Origin of the sequence: Rhizobium sp. 2YAF20, assembly GCF_052114685.1 — a bacterium.
Classification (GTDB): domain Bacteria; phylum Pseudomonadota; class Alphaproteobacteria; order Rhizobiales; family Rhizobiaceae; genus Rhizobium.
Genome location: NZ_JBFRFF010000033.1, coordinates 55,577 through 73,603, shown reverse-complemented (window position 1 = coordinate 73,603; position 18,027 = coordinate 55,577). Strand labels below are relative to the sequence as shown.

The following is an 18,027-nucleotide window of genomic DNA, read 5'->3' as shown; positions in this document are numbered from 1 at the left end:
CAATAAATCTGCATCCGCGCTCTTCTCAACAAGCGAGCGCACGTCCATCATGTCATTGGTCATCGGTGGTCTTTCCGTCAGGTTGGTCTTCAACAACCCGACCCTAGCGGAAAACACTGATGGCCGCCCGCAAACCCGACCACCCGCTACAGCGCTATGAAAAACGCGCGGGCGCTCGGCTTTGCTACCTTCCGTCAGCTACACCACTTCCCGGGACACGATCGCTTAATCGAGGAAGGATGGCTTTGCTTCCAGTACATGGGTGGAGACGCCGCATCGCCTTCATATCTCGTGACAACGAGAATTCTTTGGCGAACAACAGACCTTGGTTTTGCTGGAGCTCTCCATAGCGATTTCGGCCAAGCCAGCGCCGACCTCAACCAATTGAACATATTATTTCCGTTTTCAGACCCGGCTATCATTGGGCAAGACCCATTTTAAGGCCATATCGCTGCTACAGCGAGCCATTTCCCGCACTCATTGAATTATTATTCCCCAAGCTGCGGCGCAAAGATGCGAGAAGACCTCTTCTCCGAGCTTCTACAGGACTATCCTAGCGACCGACACCCCGGAATGGATGGCGGTTTATCTTGCAGTTGAGAGACCAGCGGACAACGACTACCGCTCGCCCATCGCCTCAGACGAAATCTCCGCGAGCGGCGAAAACAGATACTCCAATATCCGCCTTTTCCCGGTCTTGACCTCGACCGTCGCAGCCATGCCCGGCGACAGCGGCAGGACCTTCCCATCGACATTGATGGTTGAGACATCCGGCTTGATCGTCACCGGAAACACTAGATTTTGCACGCGCTGAACATTGCCGACCGGAATGACGCTCTGCAGCGGTTTTACCGGTTGGCCCTCGAGCGTCTGGGCGTCGGGTTCCGGGATCGCATCGGTGCCGACGCCGGTGACGTGTCCACTGATGATGCCGTAGCGGGTGAAGGGAAAGGCTTCGACCTTGATGACCGCGATCTGCCCGACGGACACGAAGCCGATGTCACTGTTGGGGATATAGGCCTCAATCTCCAGCGACGTGCCGCTCGGTACCACCCGCATCAGTTCCGTCCCGGCGGTGACGACCTGCCCGACCGTTGTGATTGCCGATGTCTGCACCGTGCCGTCGATCGGACTGGTGATCGTCATCGACCGTCGCCGGTTGCCAGCCTTGACGAGCTGCTGGCGCAATTGATCGACCTGACGAGAAGCTTCACCCTCGCGCTCGACATTGTCGGCGATAAAGGCTTGCAAGGTCTTTTCGCCTTCGCTGGTGGCAACGACAAAAGCGGCCTTCGCCTCTTCCAGCTGGCCGATTTGCTCGGCGAGATCGGACTCCTCCTTTTGCTGGATCTCGGTGGCGTCAATGACGCCAGCCTTGGATCCGGCTTCGCTCGTCAGCAACGTCGAGCGCATAGCGACCCGCTCGGCGAGTGTCGTTATCAATATTCTATGGGCGGCGATGGCGCCGTCGAGGCGGTTGATGGTCGCTTGATGCTGCTGACGTTGGGCCGCGAGATTGTCGAGCGAGGCATCCAGCTGCGACAGATCGGCGGCGTAAATCTGCTGCTCGCGGCGGCGGATGGTGTCAGGCGTTCCCTCGACGAGGGGCAGCGCCTGCTCCGAAACCGTTCTGTCACCGTTCCATATGCCTTGCTTTCGCCAGGCATCGGCGACCGCCAATACGGCGTTCCGCCGCACCACCTCACCTTGATAGCCCTGCAGGCCGACGGACGCTGCATCCTCGTCGGACTTCAGCTCGGTAGCATCGAGTTCGACCAGCACGTCGCCAGCTTTGACTTTCGAACCATTGGCAACAGGAACCGCCGTTGTCTTTCCCATTTCCAGCGCCTGGATGATCTTCACCCGTCCGGTCGGCTGTATCTTGCCCTGCGCCGTCGAGACGATGTCGAAGGTGCCAAAATAGCTCCACAACAGGGTTGCCGTTGACAGGATGCAGATGAACCAGATGACGGCCGCGCGGATCGGCGATGCCGGGGTTTCCAATATCTCCAGGGCGGCAGGCAGGAAGGCGTTGTCAATCGCTTTCCGCTTGCGTGGCTTTCTCGGCTTTGGGGTGTCGCGGACAGCGATGTTCATGGCTGGTTCGATCCGGACTGGAGCGCCCACAGATGCGCATAGAGGCCGCCGGGCCGCGCCAGCAGCGTTTCGTGCGTTCCCTCTTCGACGATCCGACCATCCTTCATGCCGATGATGCGGTTGCAGTAGCGCACCGTCGCTAAGCGATGCGCGATGATGATCACCGTCCTGCCCCGGACGATCTCCCGCATGTTGCCCAAAATGATCCGCTCGCTTTCATAGTCGAGGGCGCTGGTCGCCTCGTCGAGGATCAGCATCGGCGGGTTGGTCGCCAAAGCGCGGGCGATCGCCAGGCGCTGGCGTTGTCCGCCGGAAAGATTGGCGCCGCGTTCCTCGATCAGCGTGTCGTAGCCGCGCGGCAGCTTGGATATGAACTCGTCGGCCCCTGACAGTCGCGCCATCTGCATGGCGGCTGCCCGTGACATCGCCGGATTGACCAGACAGATGTTGTCGTGGATCGAACGGTTGAAGAGCATGTTTTCCTGCAGCACGACACCGATGTTGGAGCGCAGCCAGGCCGGATCGACCTGCGCGATGTCCTGGCCGTCGACAAACACCTGGCCATTGTTGGGGATGTAAAACCGCTGGACGAGTTTGGTCAGCGTTGACTTGCCAGAACCGGACGGGCCGACAATGCCGATCACCTCGCCCGGATTGACCGAAAAGGTGATGTCCTTCAGCACATCATGGCCATCGGCGGAATAGCGGAAGTTCACCGACTTGAACGAAATCGCCCCCCTTGGGGTCGGCAGGCTGATGGCAACGGCCGGACGCGGTTCCTGGGGCGCATTCAAGATATCGGCAAGCCGTGCCACCGACACCTGCACCTGCTGAAAATCCTGCCACAGCTGCGACAGCCGCAGGATCGGCTGCGAGACCTGCCCGGCGATCATGTTGAAGGCGACCAGCGCACCGACTGTCAGCTCGCCGTTGATCACCGCCTGGGCTCCAAACAACAGGAGGGCTGCCGATGTCAGCTTGTTGACATATTGGATGGCGTTCTGGCCCTTGGCAGCCAGCATCGTCGTCAGGAATGATGATTGCACGTAGGCGGCCAGCCGCTCTTCCCATTGGGATGCGACCACTGGTTCGACGGCGGCGGCCTTCAGCGTCTGCACACCGACCACCGTTTCGACCAGCAGCTGCTGGCTATAGGCGCCGCGATCAAACTTCTCGTCGATCTTGTCCTTCAGGAACGGCCGGATGAGGAAGCCGATCGCCAGGTAGAAGGGAATGGAGGCGACGACGATCCAGGCCAGCTTGGTCGAATAGGAAAACAGTACGACGATGAAGATGATGGTGAAGACAAAATCGAGACCGGAAAACAGGCCCTGTCCGGTCAGGAAATTGCGGATGGTCTCCAGCTCGCGAACACGCGCCACGGTCTGCCCTGCCGCCCTCGTCTCGAAATAGCTGAGCGGCAGATTGAGCAAATGGCGAAACAACCGACGTCCGAGTTCGACATCGATGCGGTTCGTCGTGTGCGACAAGGCATAGGTCCTCAGATACTGGATGATGACGTCAAAAAGGCCGATTGCCGCAAGCCCGATCACCAGGACAATCAGCGTCGAATAGCTCCGATGCGCCAGAACCTTGTCAACGACCACCTGGAAGAACAGCGGCGTCACCAGGGCAAACAATTGGACGAACAGCGAGGCAAGCAGGACATGGCCGAGCGCATGGCGATAGCGCCAGATCGATGGCAGGAACCAGCTGAAACCAAAGGCTTGGCGTGCTGATCCGACGCCGGAGAATTTGCGTTGCACCAGAATGAACGTGCCGCTGGTTGCCTCCAGCAGTTCGGGTGGTGTGAGGTTACGGGCGGAAAAATCGACCGGATTGATCAGCCGATAGGTGCCATCGGCCATGATGCCGCCGAAGACGGCAAAACTGCCGTCCTTCAACGACGCCAGGGCGGGTGCTGGCAGTGTCGACAACCGCTTCTCATTGTGGACCGAGACAATACGGGACTTCAGCCCGAGCCCCGACGCGGCCCGCAGAATGTCTTCGCGCGAACTTAGGCCCTTCAGCGCCAATTCCCTTGCCAGCGTCTCCGGGCGTGACGCAATCCGGTAGTATCCGGCGACCGCCGTCAGTGCCGCAAGTCCGCTGTCGGGAGCGTTCGAGGGTTGCTCAGTCGTGCCCGATCGCTCCGGTTCCAAAATCACGGAATCGTTCACCGCCTAAGCGCTCTTGCGGCAAACGCAAACGCTGGCACAACACCCCACTTGGAAAGAGCTGCCGATGTGTTTCCACATCGGCAGCTCTCGATTGTTTGCCCTGCGTTACGCGGCATTGGCATTGTAGAGAGCAGGTTGAGAAACAAGCGTGGCATCGGCGACCAGATACTTCGAACCATCCGCCGTCTGGTAGGAGCTGGTGCCGGTGATCGCCGAACCATCGGAGAACGCCTGCGTGCCGTCTGTGGTCGGCAGCAGGTTGATCAGTTTGATCCCCGCATCGGTCATCGTCAGCAGCTCGCCGGGATCGCTGACGCCGTTCTGGTTAGCGTCGCGCCACACCCTGAATTCGCTCCAGCGGTCGTCATGGGCATCCAGCACACCGTCATGATTGCTGTCAAAGGCAAGCCGAAGACCCTGAAGGTCGGACACCGGGCCACCGTTGGCGGCGACGTCGCTGTCGCTCGCCCAGAGCGAAAAGGCGAGTTCCTTTGGCTGATCGATCTTACCGTCCGCGCCAGCCTGGCCGTCGGCTCCGAGATCGATTGCCAGGAAACCATCCTGGGGTCCAACCCAGGCCGTTCCGTCCCTGACACCGTCGCTGTTCCAGTCGAACGTCACCGACGAGCCTGTCGCGAGCGCACTTGGGTCAAGTGGGCGAAGATCGATATAGCCGTCACCGTTGAGGTCGAGCAAGACCGGACCGTGGCCGCCGGTGTAAGGGTTTGGCCATTGATCGACCATTTTTATGCCGCTGTCTCCATGGCCGGTACCGCCCGAATAAGCATAGCGCTGCCACGCCGTGTTCGTGCCAGCACTGTTGTACTGGTAGTTCGTGTAGCTGCCGTCGTCATTGTAGGACGTTGCGGTTGAAATATGGCCGGAATTGATGAAGGCCTGGACCAGCGACGTCCAGGGCTGGTTGTTGTTCACGTCATAGGAGGTGATCGTCCACTGGCTGGTATTGTCGCTATAGACATAATGCGTTGCGAGCTTTCCGCCCGCGGTGATCACATCCGCGACGTATGACCAGGGTTGCGAATTGGCGACGTCCCAGGTGTATTGAACCTGGCTGCCGTCGTCGTTGGCCACATACTGATTGGTCATCTGGCCAGCTGTGTTGAACAGCTGCGTAACGCTCGACCAGCCCTGGACGTTGGTGACATCCCAGGTATAGGCGGTACGTGTACCGTCGTCATTGTAGTTCGTTTGGGTTGTCAGGCGTCCGGCCGCGTCAAATGTCTGTTCTGCCCGGGAATAGGGTTGGACGTTGTTGACGTCATAGGTGGTGGCAAATCGCGTGCCGTCATCATTGTATTGCGATTGCGCCACCAACCGACCACTCGTATCGAACAGTTGTTGGATAATAGACCATGACTGTACGTTGGTCGCGTCGTAAGTGTTCGCGAGCTTCTGACCGTTGTCGTTATAAAAGAGCTGGTACGTCAGTCTGCCACTAGCGTCATAGTTTTCATCGAGGCGGGACCAAGACTGAACGTTGGTGGGGTCGAACGTGGTGACGTTTCGCGTTCCGTCGTCGTTGTATTGCGTTTGCGTGGTCAACTGAGCGGCGGTGTTGAACGTCTGGGTTATGCTCGACCATGGCTGGGCGTTCGATGGGTCGTAGGTATATGCCGTCTCGGTGCCATTGTCGTTGAATTCGGCCCGATAGGTCACGCGGCCCGAGGCGTCGTAGTTCTGCTGAGCACGCGTCCAGGCGGCCACGTTTGCCAGGTCGTAATCGATCGAGGTCGTGCGCACGCTTGACGCGTTGAAATAGTCAATGTGTTGCTGTGCCCCGGTCGAGACATTGAAGGTGATCTCGGTTCTCGTTCCATCGTCATTGTATTGCTTCTCCAGCGTCTTCTTGCCGGATGCATCGAACGATTGCTCGTCCCTGGTCCAGGGCTGAGCATTGAACGAATCGTAGAGCGTCGCGCTAGTGAGTATGCCTGCCTTGTTGGCGTTGCTGACGCTCAGCTGTTGTCCGCTCGGCCCGTCATAGATGGTCGTTGTCGACGAACCATCGGCAGCAATGACCAGCTGCGACGTTTTGTGCCCAAGGCTGTCCGTGGTCACACGAAGCGTCAGACTGCCAAGGGCCGAGACCGTGTCGACAACCGTCTGCTTCAGAGAATTGTCGGCGTTCCGGTCGACCTTGGTCAGGGTTACCGAACCGTCGGCATGGGTGATCGCCGTTTCAATATGATCGTAGACACCGTCATTATCGGTGTCCTTGTTCATGACCGTGGTCAGGCCATCGGCGCTGGTGGTGATCGTACCCTTCGCCTTGGTCGTGCCGTTTGTATTGGTCTCGATGACGGTGGTTACCACCGAGCCATCGACCTGGAGCTGTGACTGCATGATGGTCTCGAAGACCCCGTCGCCGTCATAGTCATACTTGATGGTCTTCGAATGACCATCTGCAAGACTATCGGTTTCCACGTTGGCAGCGATCGCCTGCTTCCAATAGACGCCACCGGCGGCCAGATAGGAAACGTCGCGGGCAGTCGCTGTGTTGCTGACGGAATCGATGATATTGCCGGAGGGATATAGTACAAGCGTGTCGGTCTGATCGACCGTTCCGTCGCCATTGACGTCCTTGTAAGTCGTCCGGGTCGTGCCGTCGGGTGACAGGCTCGTGGTGGTTTTCGAGGCGAGCTTGTTGGCAATCAGATCTGTGTCGGAAATCACGCTGGTGCGGCTGCCGTCGGCATTATTGGTATCGACTTCGCTCCGGCGGCGATCGGTGGTGCCGTTGCCGTCGAGATCCCAATCAATCGTCGTCTGCAATCCGTTTGCCGAAACAGTGGTCGTCGAGCGATCAAGAATCGTACCGTCGGCCTTCAGATCGGTCATAACGGTGGTCAGGATGCCGGAGTTAGCCCTGACCGTCTGCTGATGCTGATCGACAATGCCGTCGCCATTGGCGTCGCGGTCGATGGTCACCGTCAGCTTGTCGGCGCTGGTCAAAGTGACGACCTTGTCGAGAAGCTTGGCGGCGGTGTCGGTGGTGGTCGCCGTTTCGCGAGTTGCGCCATCGGCCAACACCTCGATCGTGTCGCTGAGATTTTCGGTGGCAAAACCGGTTCTCTGCTCGTTCGAGGTGACAGCCTGGCCATTGGCATTGGTGGTGATCACCGATGTCGAAATCACCGAACTGTCAGACTTGGTGCTGGATATCGTACGCGTGACGGTACCATCGGCGTTGAGCACGCTGGCATCCGTCGCTGTCTGACTGTAAGTCCCGCTGCCGGTGAAGTCCGACTTTGAGATAATCGATAGACCGTTGGCGCTCGTGGTCGTCAAGTAGCGACTGGTGAGCGTGGTCCCTGTATAGGCGCTGACGATCTGTGTCTTGGAACCGTCGGCATTCAGTGTCGTAACATCGGTCTTAGACCTATTGAACGTGCCAGAGCCGGTCGTATCCAATTTGGTCGAAATCGTAAGACCGTCCGCCGAAGTATCGACGACGGTGGTCGCCTTGACGACAAGGCCATTCGCACCTGCGTTCAGTAGCGTCGTGGTTGTCGTCTTGCTACCGTCGGCGTTGAGAACCGTTGTCTTGATCTCTCTGATATTGACGACACCATTGCCGTCGGGATCATAATCCGTCGTCTGCTGCAGGCCATTGGCACTGACGGTGACAGACTTCAGGTCTTTTTTGCTGCCGTCCGACGCCAGATCCGTCAGTGTCTGAACGACGCTTCCGTCTGCATTGCGGGTGGTGACAGAGCGCTGATCGATCACGCCATCGCCATTGGCGTCGGATGTGACCGTCGAGGTCAAATTATGGGCGCCGGTCGCCGTAACCGCCTTGCTCTCCAGCGAACCGTCGGCCTTGAAATACGACAACGTCTCGGTCGTCGTGCCGTCGACATTGAGAACCGTGACATCGCTGCTGGAGCGAACTGTCGCATTGCTGCCGTCTGCCCAGCTCGTGGTCTTGGTCAGGCCGTTGGCACTGACGGTCGTGGTCGTCCTCGACGTCAAAACACTGTTGGCACCGAATTGCGAGATAATCCGTGTCTGGCTGCCATCGGCGTTCAGATTGGTAACGTCGGTGGTGACCAGTTCAAAGACGCCGTTGCCGTCAAGATCGGAGCTGGTGGTCTTCGAAAGACCAGTCGCCGAAGTCGTGGTGACGGCTCGGCTGCCGAGTGCGCCGCCGGTCTTGTATTGCTCGACCGTGTCCGTGGTCAGGCCAGCAGCGTTGATCGCCAAGGTCTCCTGCACATCGACAGCGCCATCGCCATTGATATCCCATGTCGTCAGCGACGACCGGCCGTCGGCGCTGCTTGTCTTTGTCGTCTTCGAAATCAGCGAAGCGTTTCCGGCAAGGACCGTATCGACCTCCCCGGTTGAACCATCGGCGTTGATGGTCTTGGTCACGAGTGTGCTGAGATCGATGACGCCGTCGCCGTTCCGGTCGCGATCGCTTCTGGATACGAGACCATTCGCGCTGGTGACGGTCGTTGTCTTATCTGTCAAGGCAGTTCCAGAAAAGTCCGATGTAACCTTCGTCGTCGATCCATCACTATTCAGCGATGCGGCTTGGATGGCCTTCGTGTCGACAACACCGTCGCCATTCCGGTCATCCTCAGTCGTGACCGTCAGGCCGTTGCTGCTTACCGTCGTCTTTGTCTTGTCGAGCAACGCGCCGTTGGCGCTCGTAGTCGTCACCGTCTCGACGCGGCTGCCATCGACATTGAGAACCGTCTGATCGACGGAGTTCACATCAACTGTACCGTCGCCGTTCTGATCGAATGCGACAGTCTTCGTCAAACCGTCAGCGCTGACAACTGTCGTCGTGCGCGTGATGATCGCGCCGCTGGCACTTGTCTTGGTCGTAGTCGTCGTCTGACTGCCGTTGGCGGCCGTTGCCTGGACTGATGTGACATCGACATTGCCATCGCCGTCGGTGTCCGACGTCACCGTCGAAGTCCGACGATCGGCGCTGACGACCGTGATCGTCTTGGCCTCCAACGTACCGTTGCTGCTCTGAACGGTCGCGGTTTCCCGGCGACTACCATCGGCGTTGAGGACGATCGCGTCGGTCGAAATTTGATCGAAAACGCCGTCGCCATTTGCATCTGCTTGGACCGTCTGGGTCAGACTGTCGGCTGATGTCGTCGTGACCGTCGTCGCAAGGGTTGAACCGCCGCCGCTCTTGACCGTAACGGTCTCCGTCCGGCTGCCGTCGGCATTGGCGACGATGACGTCAGTGGTAACGGCATCCGAGATCCCGTCGCCGTTGCGGTCTGAAGTGACCGACTTCGATAGGCCGTCAGCGGACGTGGTACTGATCGTCTTGCTGATGATCGAGCCGTCGGCATTGAGTGCGGTTGCGGTCTGCGTGGTCGAGCCGTCCGCAGCAACCGTAAACGTTGTCGCGCGATCAATGGCGCCGTCGCCATTTGTGTCGGCAGAAATGCCCGTCGTCTTGCCATTGGTGCCGATGGTGGTCACGGTGCTCGACAGCAAAGTGCCATTGGCGCTCTTGGCCGAAACGGTTTCTACGCGACTGTTGTCTGCTGCGACAACCGTCACGTCCGACGTCACCACGTCAAAAACGCCATCGCTGTTGAGATCGCTGGACGCGGTTTTGGAGAGGCCATCCGCACTGGTGACGGTGGTGGTCTTACCCTTTACCGATCCGTCGCCGTTGAAGCTCGAAGTCGTGATTGTAACACTTCCGTCGCTTCCAATAGTCGTCTGGCTCTGATCGCGCTCATCCAACGTGCCGTTGCCATCGAAGTCGGAAGACACGGTCTTCGTTCGACTGTCGGCGCTGGTAACCGTTGTCGTGGTCGACAAAAGCGTCCCATTGGTGCTGCTATTGGATACAGTTCGCGTCCGTGACCCATCGGACGCCACCGATGTCAGATCCGAAACGATAGTGTCGTCGACACCGTCGCCATTGATATCCGTGCGGGTTGTTTTCGACAGGCCGTCGGCACTCGATTGGACGACAACTTTCTTCAGTGTCGAACCGTCGACGCTAAAAGATCGGGTGGTCGTCGTGGTCGAGCCATCAGCGGTTGTGACAAAGACCTGGCTTTGATCGACGTTTCCGTCACCATCCTGATCAACGGTCGTGGTCACGGTCGCCCTGTCGGCGCTTGTCGTCGTTATAGATCGGTTTACCAGCGAACCATCGGCATTGAAATTTGCAACCATATGCGTGCGCGTTCCGTCGGCGTTGACCACGGATACATCGGTCTGCGACCGATCGAACGTCCCATTGCCGTCATCGTCGAAACTGGTGGTGATGCTATGTCCGTCGGCGCTCGTGACGACAGTATTCTGGAACGCCAGGGCTCCCGAGGCATCGTACCCAAGAATCTGCTCGTTCGTTGAGCCGTCACCGTTCGCGGTGGCATGGCGGCTGATGACATATCCATTGGCGTCCGTCGCAAACGCGGCGTCGCCGACTGCGCCGGTAGAACCATCCGACTTGGTATAGGTTGTCGTCCCGGTTATCGCGGAGCCGTCGCCGAAGCTTTGACCACTTCCCTTCGGGGTCAGGTCAATGGAGGTGATCCCGAGCGAGTCGAGCGAAACCAGCTGTCCGTTGACGGAGACCTTGAATGACGACCACCGAGCGTCACCCGCGTCAAGCTTCCCGTTGCCGTTGGTGTCGAAGACATCTTTGATGGCCTGAAGGTCGCTAGTGGCAGTTGGATCCCATTGGGTGAAGACGTATTCCGATGAGTTGCTGATCTTGCCATTGCCGTCTGCGTCCAGAACAAGCACGCCTGTGCCGTTACCTGCCCAAGCGGTGCGGTGATCGTAGCCGTCACCATTGGTGTCGACGAATTGTGATGACGAGGAAAGCGGATTGATGGACAGGCCGTTGCCCGAAATGTCCAGAAGGACTGGTTCGTCGTCCTGCGACACCGCGCGGTAGCTAGTCATCCTACCCGAGCTATCGAACGTGCCCCATCCGATCGGCTGCGGGTCAATCCCGTCACTTACGGGGGTGCCTTTGTTGCTGTCACCAAGTGGGCTGCCGCCGTTTGATCCTCTTGGCGCCGAGCCAGAACTGCCGTGGTGACTAGCTCCGGTGGAACTCCCTTGGGAAGCCGCAGTCCCCCCGGTGGAGGTCCCCGAAGTGGACCCGCCGCCTGACCCCGTTGCATCGGGTTTGCCACCGCCGCCGCCACCGCCGTTGCGGTTTGTGGACGTACCGTTGTCAAAGCCACCATAGCCGCCGAAGGGGTCGGCAGAAAAATCGAGCTGTGTAGCCGGGATCTTGGGCATGACCGGAACGACCGGCGTCGGCGTGATTGGGGTGATCGACCCGAACTGAGGACCGGATATTGGCGAGACAGGGGTAGCCGATCCGGAGGCAGGCTGACCAACCTGCGTCGCCGCGTCTGGGGAGGCGGCGACGGACGAAGACGCTAATCCAGGTTGTAAGGCGCCTCCAGGCACGCTGGCGGCGGTGGTGCCGCTGGTGGCAGGCGGCTTCCCAGGAAACCATTCGTGCACCTTATAACTAATGCCGTAACCGATGGCGAACGACGCAGCGCCGACTACCACCGGTGCAACAAAAACGGTTGCCGCAGTGACCGCACTGACTTCCGCAAGTGAGAGGACGATCGCGCCGATCACATAACCGCTTCCGGCACTCGCAAGATAAGTTCCAACGGATAGTGTAGTACTTTCCGCAAAATCGTAGCCAGCCGCGTGATAGGACTGGATATCAAGACCTATACCAGCAAGACCGACAATGGATCCGGATGCCCCCAAAACTGTCGAAAACTGGCCAAGGTCTTCCATAAGATCGGGAAGAGCTTTGGCAAGCCCCTCGATGTGCTTACTCAAACCGGATAAACCTGCGGAAATACCAGACACAAAATTACCGACGCTGCCTAAGGTATTCGGATCATTAAAGCCATGAGAAGTATTGGAACCATTGTCGGAATTTTCAGATGCGTCATTTGATGCCGAAACTAACAATTTATTCGTCCCCATTTAATCTTGATGATTATTTTCGTCGCGATTTCTCGAGATGATGGAAAAAATACTCAATCCGTTGATCTCACCAAGGCCGATGCCACCGACGAGGAGACCCAATGGGAATGCTACCCACGCCGTGTCGAATATACGAATAATAATATAGCAAACAGCGGAGAGCAAAGCGAAGTATATAAGGCGCCTTATCTTTTCTGCCGTGGATACATGAGGTCGACCTTTGTATTTTCTTGGTTCTGGCAAAGCAATATCTCCGGAGTTTACTTTGTCGAAAGACAATTTGTTACTTAAGGCAGTATTCAGGTGAACTTCAAGGACGTGCACCCTTCGAGCGCTACGGCCCCATCTTCGCTGCACAGCTGCCCAATACACACTCCGCCTCCCGCATCTTGCAGCCGATCCGTCTGACGCCGAACGCTGCTGAGGTGGACCGGAATTTGACTTGCGCCGCATGTTTTTGACCAGGCCGTATTACCTCTCACCAGCTTGGCAAAGTCTTTGTCGAGCGAAACCGGCCGTAGTTCCACATCAACAGTGATCAGGTGCATCATCGTCATCACGCCGCCGTCGCCCAAAAAGTATTCGCCCGCCGAAAACATGCCAATCCGTCGATACGCTCGTCGCACTCGGCCACGATCAGGCGTCGGGTCCGTGGACTGCATTTCCAGGTGAGCGAACTTCTTGGCCGAAAACGGGATATCGGAAAAAATCGCGTGTCCTTGATGCTTGTGCACCGGACTCGCCAGTACGGCCCATCATCCTGCTGCGGCAGCCTAGTGGTGATATGTGGTTTCGGAGCGGTATCCCCAATCAGGCGGGGCTTACTAGGGGGTTGATCGATCTCGGTATCAACATTCTCCGCCCACGCAGAGCCCTGTTCGGCCCTACGGACCGTTTCACCACTCACAACTGTAGCCCCCACAAGCTAATTTAAATAACATTCAGTTGAACTTCTATCGACACCAGCCGTAAGCTTTTCGACGGTTCAACATCTTCCAGCGAACGAGAAGATCGTCCCGAGCCCCATTCAAATTCAACCTTTACTCGCTACAGACATTAAACTCTGATTAATTCGACCTGAGAGCGATCTTCGCGTAGTAAACATTCTAGTTGGGCGATTAAAAGCATGCCTCTTCCCGAAATCAAGCTAGCATTACGTTACGTTAACGTTTTTTGTTAGCTGCATCTAAATCGCTACTCGATGTCTGCTGTATGCAATAATCATGCATCTCATTTATTGTCGCGCGAATCGTAGACACGATGCATCAAATGGCTACTGATGTCTTCACCCAGGGTTACTTGACCTTCTGACGGCGCTATTTGAAGGCGAAGATTTCAAGGGTATGAACGCGAAAAGGCTGGCGGACGGCATTTCGTTCCCACCAGATCGTGGCGAAACATTACTTTGGGGTTCCCCCTCTGCCATAGCCGCTAGGCTTCAGCCTCCACGACCGCCTGCGCTTCAATGATAGGCAATCCAAAACTGACAGCAGATAGCTTCAGTGATGCTCGGTTTACGAGACGGACTTGCAAGTGGCTCGCTCGTCCGGCAAAGTCGGCCTCTTTCCATTGCCTGTTCAATAGTGTGTGCGAAACGCTTCGCTCGCAGAAACTGTTGTTCCTCCAAATGAAGCTCGCAGAAAGGTCTGCTATCTCCTTGTTGGATCGATCACTGCGGTCGACACCAAGCTCACACGTCTGAATTTTGATCAGTCGTAGATTTCACCGTGCCCCACCTGCCCTTGCTCTGGGCCGATCGTCGGTTTTGACTGATCTTCACTCGGGTCCGGATCGCTGTCGTTCGACGCTTTCAATGCCTCGGCAGCAAGGACGAAGGCCTGCGTTATTTCGCGAGTGCCCCACCCAGCCTTGTTGGCCTCAGCCAGGAGAAGCTCCAACGCATTGAACGCTTCATTGGCCGCTTCTTCGAGCCGATCATCAGGATCGTGGTTTTTCGGTGATGGAAAGGCCATTCGTCTACCTCCGATGTCAGGTTATGCTACTTCGGACTTCCCTTCCAGCGTGGAGGCGTCGATGCTGTACGGAAATGGTGCCCCTATCGCCCTATCCCTCCAGAGGCGTTGTTTCGATCACGAAGCCTGGCCTGAACCCGCCTCCTGAACGCTCGTGTTGATAACCTCTGGGATTGCAAAGCACCCTCGTTTCTCCCTCAATGTAGTCGTGGAAGCGATGGATGTGTCCGTGGACCCAGAATGACGGTTTACCCGCTTCGATCAGCGCCGATAGATCCGAGGCGAAGGCGGCGTTCGAGATATGGCCATCGAAACTTGGGTCCAACGACCGGGGTGTTGGAGCATGATGGGTCAGCACCATGGTCGCGCCGTCAAACGGCTTTGCGAGTTCTCCCTCGATGTACGCCCGGCTCTCATGGTGACGAGACATCATCTCCCTCGMCGTAATGAACCCGCCCTCCCCATCCTTCCGCGCATCGGATCGATAAATCTCACGGAAGTCCAGGAGGTATCGACGGCACTCGTTGATCGCAAGGTCCCGTCGAGTATCGACTGGCAGATAACCAGCGTCGTGGGCGGCGATCTCGAAATCCGTCCAGAGCGTCGCCCCGATGACGCGCAGATCACCCTTCCGAAACTCCTCGTTCTCTAGGACATGTACATTGGTTCCGGCCGTCCATTTCCGCGCGTACTCAAGGGCCCGATCGATCGACGTCCCGTAGAAGTCGTGATTTCCCAGCGTGGTGACGACCGGCATGTGAGGTGCGATTTCGGCGAACAGAAAGTCGATCGAGCGCTCAATGTTGCCCGAGATATCGCCTGCGCAGACGCAAAGGTCGGCCGCAGGTACATCAAGTGATCGCGCCAGGAACAGGTCCGAATGCGAGGCGTGCATATCGCTAATGACCCAAACCCTCATGGCCGTGCCTCCTTTCGCGCCGCTACCCCGTTTTCTGAGGGCAGCGCCTTCGGCCTTTCCGGTGCGGAAACCGACCCGTCATCGACAGGCCTATTTCGCTTGCTTCCGTCGATTTCCTGCTGCAGTTCGTCCAGGCGGGAGGGCGGGACCGCTCCGACTGTATCTAGCTCCTCACTTACGGCATGCAGGAGGGCTCGTTCACGCTCAAGGATATCCCGAGCGCGATCCAGCTGTTCCCGCAGGATCTGGTTCACCCGATCCATCAGCCAAGGAACCTGTTGCGGGCCAAATGCGTCCCAGCTTGTTCCGCGGCCGAACTGAAACAGACGATCCCCCATTGCTGCTTTGGTTTCCATATCCAACGCCAAGCTGGTGGCTCGCGCCAGGTCACTCCCGGGCCCCACTCCAGCCCCGTCGCCATGACTGCCCAAGATCAGTTTTTCGGCCGCGATCCCCGCGAGGCAGACGCAGATCTCGTCTCGGTATCGCTGGTCATTCCGAAGCGATAACACGGGAATTTCGAAAGCCGCACCTCCGGCGCTCTGTAAACCGAAGCGCGGATTGAGCTGCTTGCCAATGTAAACACCATGGAACTTGCCGTAAGCCAACTTGATCCCAACAACAGTATGGCCTGCCTCATGGACGGCGACGGAACGACGATACGCGCCGGTGACCGGGATCAGTTGCGGCAGCTGAGAAGTAAGGTCCGAAAGCGCGACGGCCCGACCTTGTCTTCGAGCCATTCGCTTGGCATCGCGAACGACCTGCGCCAAGTCTGCGCCTGACATAGCTTCTGTAATCGGACCCAACACTTCCAGATCAAGGGAACTTTCGACGCCAAGTAGCTGACGGAGAATTGCAACTCGATCTGCCTCGTCAGGCATTCCAATGACAACATGTCTGTCCAACCTCCCTGGTCGACGAATGGCCGGATCGATTTTGTCTGGGTGATTGGTAGCGCCGATAACAATTAAGCCATCACGCTTCGTTGTTCCATCGAGAGTCTCCAGCAGACCGTTCACAACTTGAACCGAGTAGGAAGCATGCTCGTCGCTGAAAGTGTTTCTGTCCCCAATGGAGTCCAGTTCGTCGAGGAAGATGATGCTCGGCACATTGTTGATGGCTGTGGCGAAGTCGGAACGCATTGCTTTCAGCAAGTCACCGAGATGCCCTTTCGACTGCCATTGCGCCACCGATGTTGCGACGAAATAAACGCCGCAAGTTTGAGCGAGTGCCTTTGCGAAGATTGTTTTTCCGACGCCTGGTGGACCGCTCAACAGCAGGCCCCGGTCTACTTCGGACCATTTCAGTTTCCCGCGTTCCCACAGCTTCAAATCAGCGGCGAGTTGAAGACCCCATTTTTTCGCGTCTCCATACCCGTGAAGCTCTTCGAGACGAGGCGTAGGCTCCTCAATCGGCGTGCCAAGTTCATTGTCGAGCGAGAGCGTTTTAAGACGTCGGATCGTTTCTGAAGTCGTTCGGTTTCGCCGAAGGGCGCTGACCATCAGTTCTTGTGGGAACGCAAGGAGTTGCTTGGCCTGCTTCGCGCTAACCTTCAGATTTAGAACGTCCCGGCAGGCATCACGCAGATCGTTTTCGCTAACCGGCTCCAGCTGAACGATAACATCTGCAGCCACCATGATACTGACCGGGAGATTATCAGTTTCGGAAATTACAATTGCCCGTACCTTACGGGCGCACTCAGCACCAAACTCGGACTTAATCTTCTCCGGCTTCTCTCTCGCGGCCACGAACTGAAAACCGACGGTGTCATAGTCTGACCTTGCCAGCCCCTCATAAAGGAACGCACCGGCGGAGGGCCCATAATCTCTGGCCGGTTGGCCGGGTGGCGTCAACATAACCACCAACCCTGTCGCACCTAGTGCGAAGGCAGGATGGGCGTTTAACGCTCTGGTGAAGGTGCAGAAGAGTGCATAGTGCAGGACCGACGAGCAAATCGTCTCATTCTTGGTGCTAATAGGCATGGGTCATCCTTTGCTGCTCGCGGCAGCGACAAATACTGAATGGAAATGAAGGTTGTTCAGTCGCGCTTGCGGCGCACTATCGACTCGGGCCCGATCAAACGTTCGTCCAGGTCCATTTCGATGAACCTGTGCAGCACCATCGAGGCCAAACCGGCTACTGGCTTGATCTCTCGAAAGACGATGAGCGCTTCCGCTACCGTCAACCTAGAGCATTCGTCTAGAGCTGCGAGTAGTCGGATGCGATCTGATAAAGGAGCCCCATATCGGGCGTAGCGCAACAGATCCTTGGCGTTCTTCAGCCGAATACGTGGAAGCGCTGAAGCCGCGATAGCCTCATAAGGGAAACCAGCATCGATGGCTTTCGACTGCGTCCAATCCGGCGCGTCGTCGCGAACGCCATCGATCACAAAACGCAGGTGTGCCCTTTCGACCACGAAATCAGGTTTGTAGACCTGCCCATCGTGGGACAGCGCAAGGGACCGGCATGACCACGATAGAACATCGTCGTCGACGTCCAGCAGGCACCCGATGTCCCGTGCCAGCTGATCTCTGAACAGCACTGGTCCCACGCAACGAACCGTGCTGAGAGGATAGAAAATTTGGACAGAATTATTCTGCGCGAAATCGCGCGACGAAGAGACGCTCATCATGAACCCTCGAAAACACACGAAACAACAGCCTCCGCGATTGCGGAGCAGTTCAGCGTGCTATTCGTATCTGGGTCCGAGCGATCATCTTCATGATGAACAAATACGGAACAAAAATCAGGCTGTCAATTGAAAAATGCGGCCGTTAAGCTAGCGGCCGCACGTCATTTTGTCATTGAAAACTCGATCACGCTCCGACTTCATCAATGTGGGCGACGTCGAATGTGTGAGCTTCTCGAATCTCGA

At 57.4% G+C, this 18,027-nt stretch carries 8 protein-coding genes; all 8 read right to left on the bottom strand.

Translation table 11 applies throughout. The features are described 5' to 3' along the window. Positions 1-618: 618 nt before the first annotated feature. Positions 619-2,097, bottom strand: a complete 1,479-nt coding sequence (locus AB4Z52_RS27530; RefSeq protein ID WP_442221063.1) for an HlyD family type I secretion periplasmic adaptor subunit — start codon at positions 2,095-2,097, stop codon at positions 619-621. After that, complete coding sequence (locus AB4Z52_RS27525) at positions 2,094-4,265, bottom strand: type I secretion system permease/ATPase (protein WP_442221062.1); 2,172 nt, start codon at positions 4,263-4,265, stop codon at positions 2,094-2,096. Before AB4Z52_RS27525 ends, AB4Z52_RS27530 begins: the two co-directional genes overlap by 4 nt. A gap of 117 nt (positions 4,266-4,382) precedes the next feature. Continuing rightward, positions 4,383-11,195 (bottom strand): adhesin, encoded by a 6,813-nt coding sequence (locus tag AB4Z52_RS27520; protein WP_442221066.1) that lies wholly within the window; start codon positions 11,193-11,195, stop codon positions 4,383-4,385. Between the two features lie 1,361 nt (positions 11,196-12,556). Next, entirely contained in the window at positions 12,557-12,991 is a 435-nt protein-coding gene (locus AB4Z52_RS27515) for a hypothetical protein (RefSeq protein ID WP_442221061.1), read from the bottom strand. Positions 12,992-13,966: 975 nt separating this feature from the next. Further along, positions 13,967-14,230 carry a hypothetical protein gene (locus AB4Z52_RS27510; RefSeq protein WP_442221060.1) on the bottom strand — a complete coding sequence of 88 codons (264 nt, stop codon included), beginning with the start codon at positions 14,228-14,230 and terminating at the stop codon, positions 13,967-13,969. Positions 14,231-14,321: 91 nt separating this feature from the next. Next, positions 14,322-15,149 (bottom strand): metallophosphoesterase, encoded by an 828-nt coding sequence (locus AB4Z52_RS27505; RefSeq protein WP_442221059.1) that lies wholly within the window; start codon positions 15,147-15,149, stop codon positions 14,322-14,324. After that, a complete protein-coding gene (locus AB4Z52_RS27500) occupies positions 15,146-17,134 on the bottom strand; it encodes an AAA family ATPase (RefSeq protein WP_442221058.1) in 1,989 nt (662 codons plus the stop codon). Before AB4Z52_RS27500 ends, AB4Z52_RS27505 begins: the two co-directional genes overlap by 4 nt. Positions 17,135-17,190: 56 nt before the next feature. Continuing rightward, a complete protein-coding gene (locus tag AB4Z52_RS27495; protein ID WP_442221057.1) occupies positions 17,191-17,784 on the bottom strand; it encodes a hypothetical protein in 594 nt (197 codons plus the stop codon). Positions 17,785-18,027: the final 243 nt, after the last annotated feature.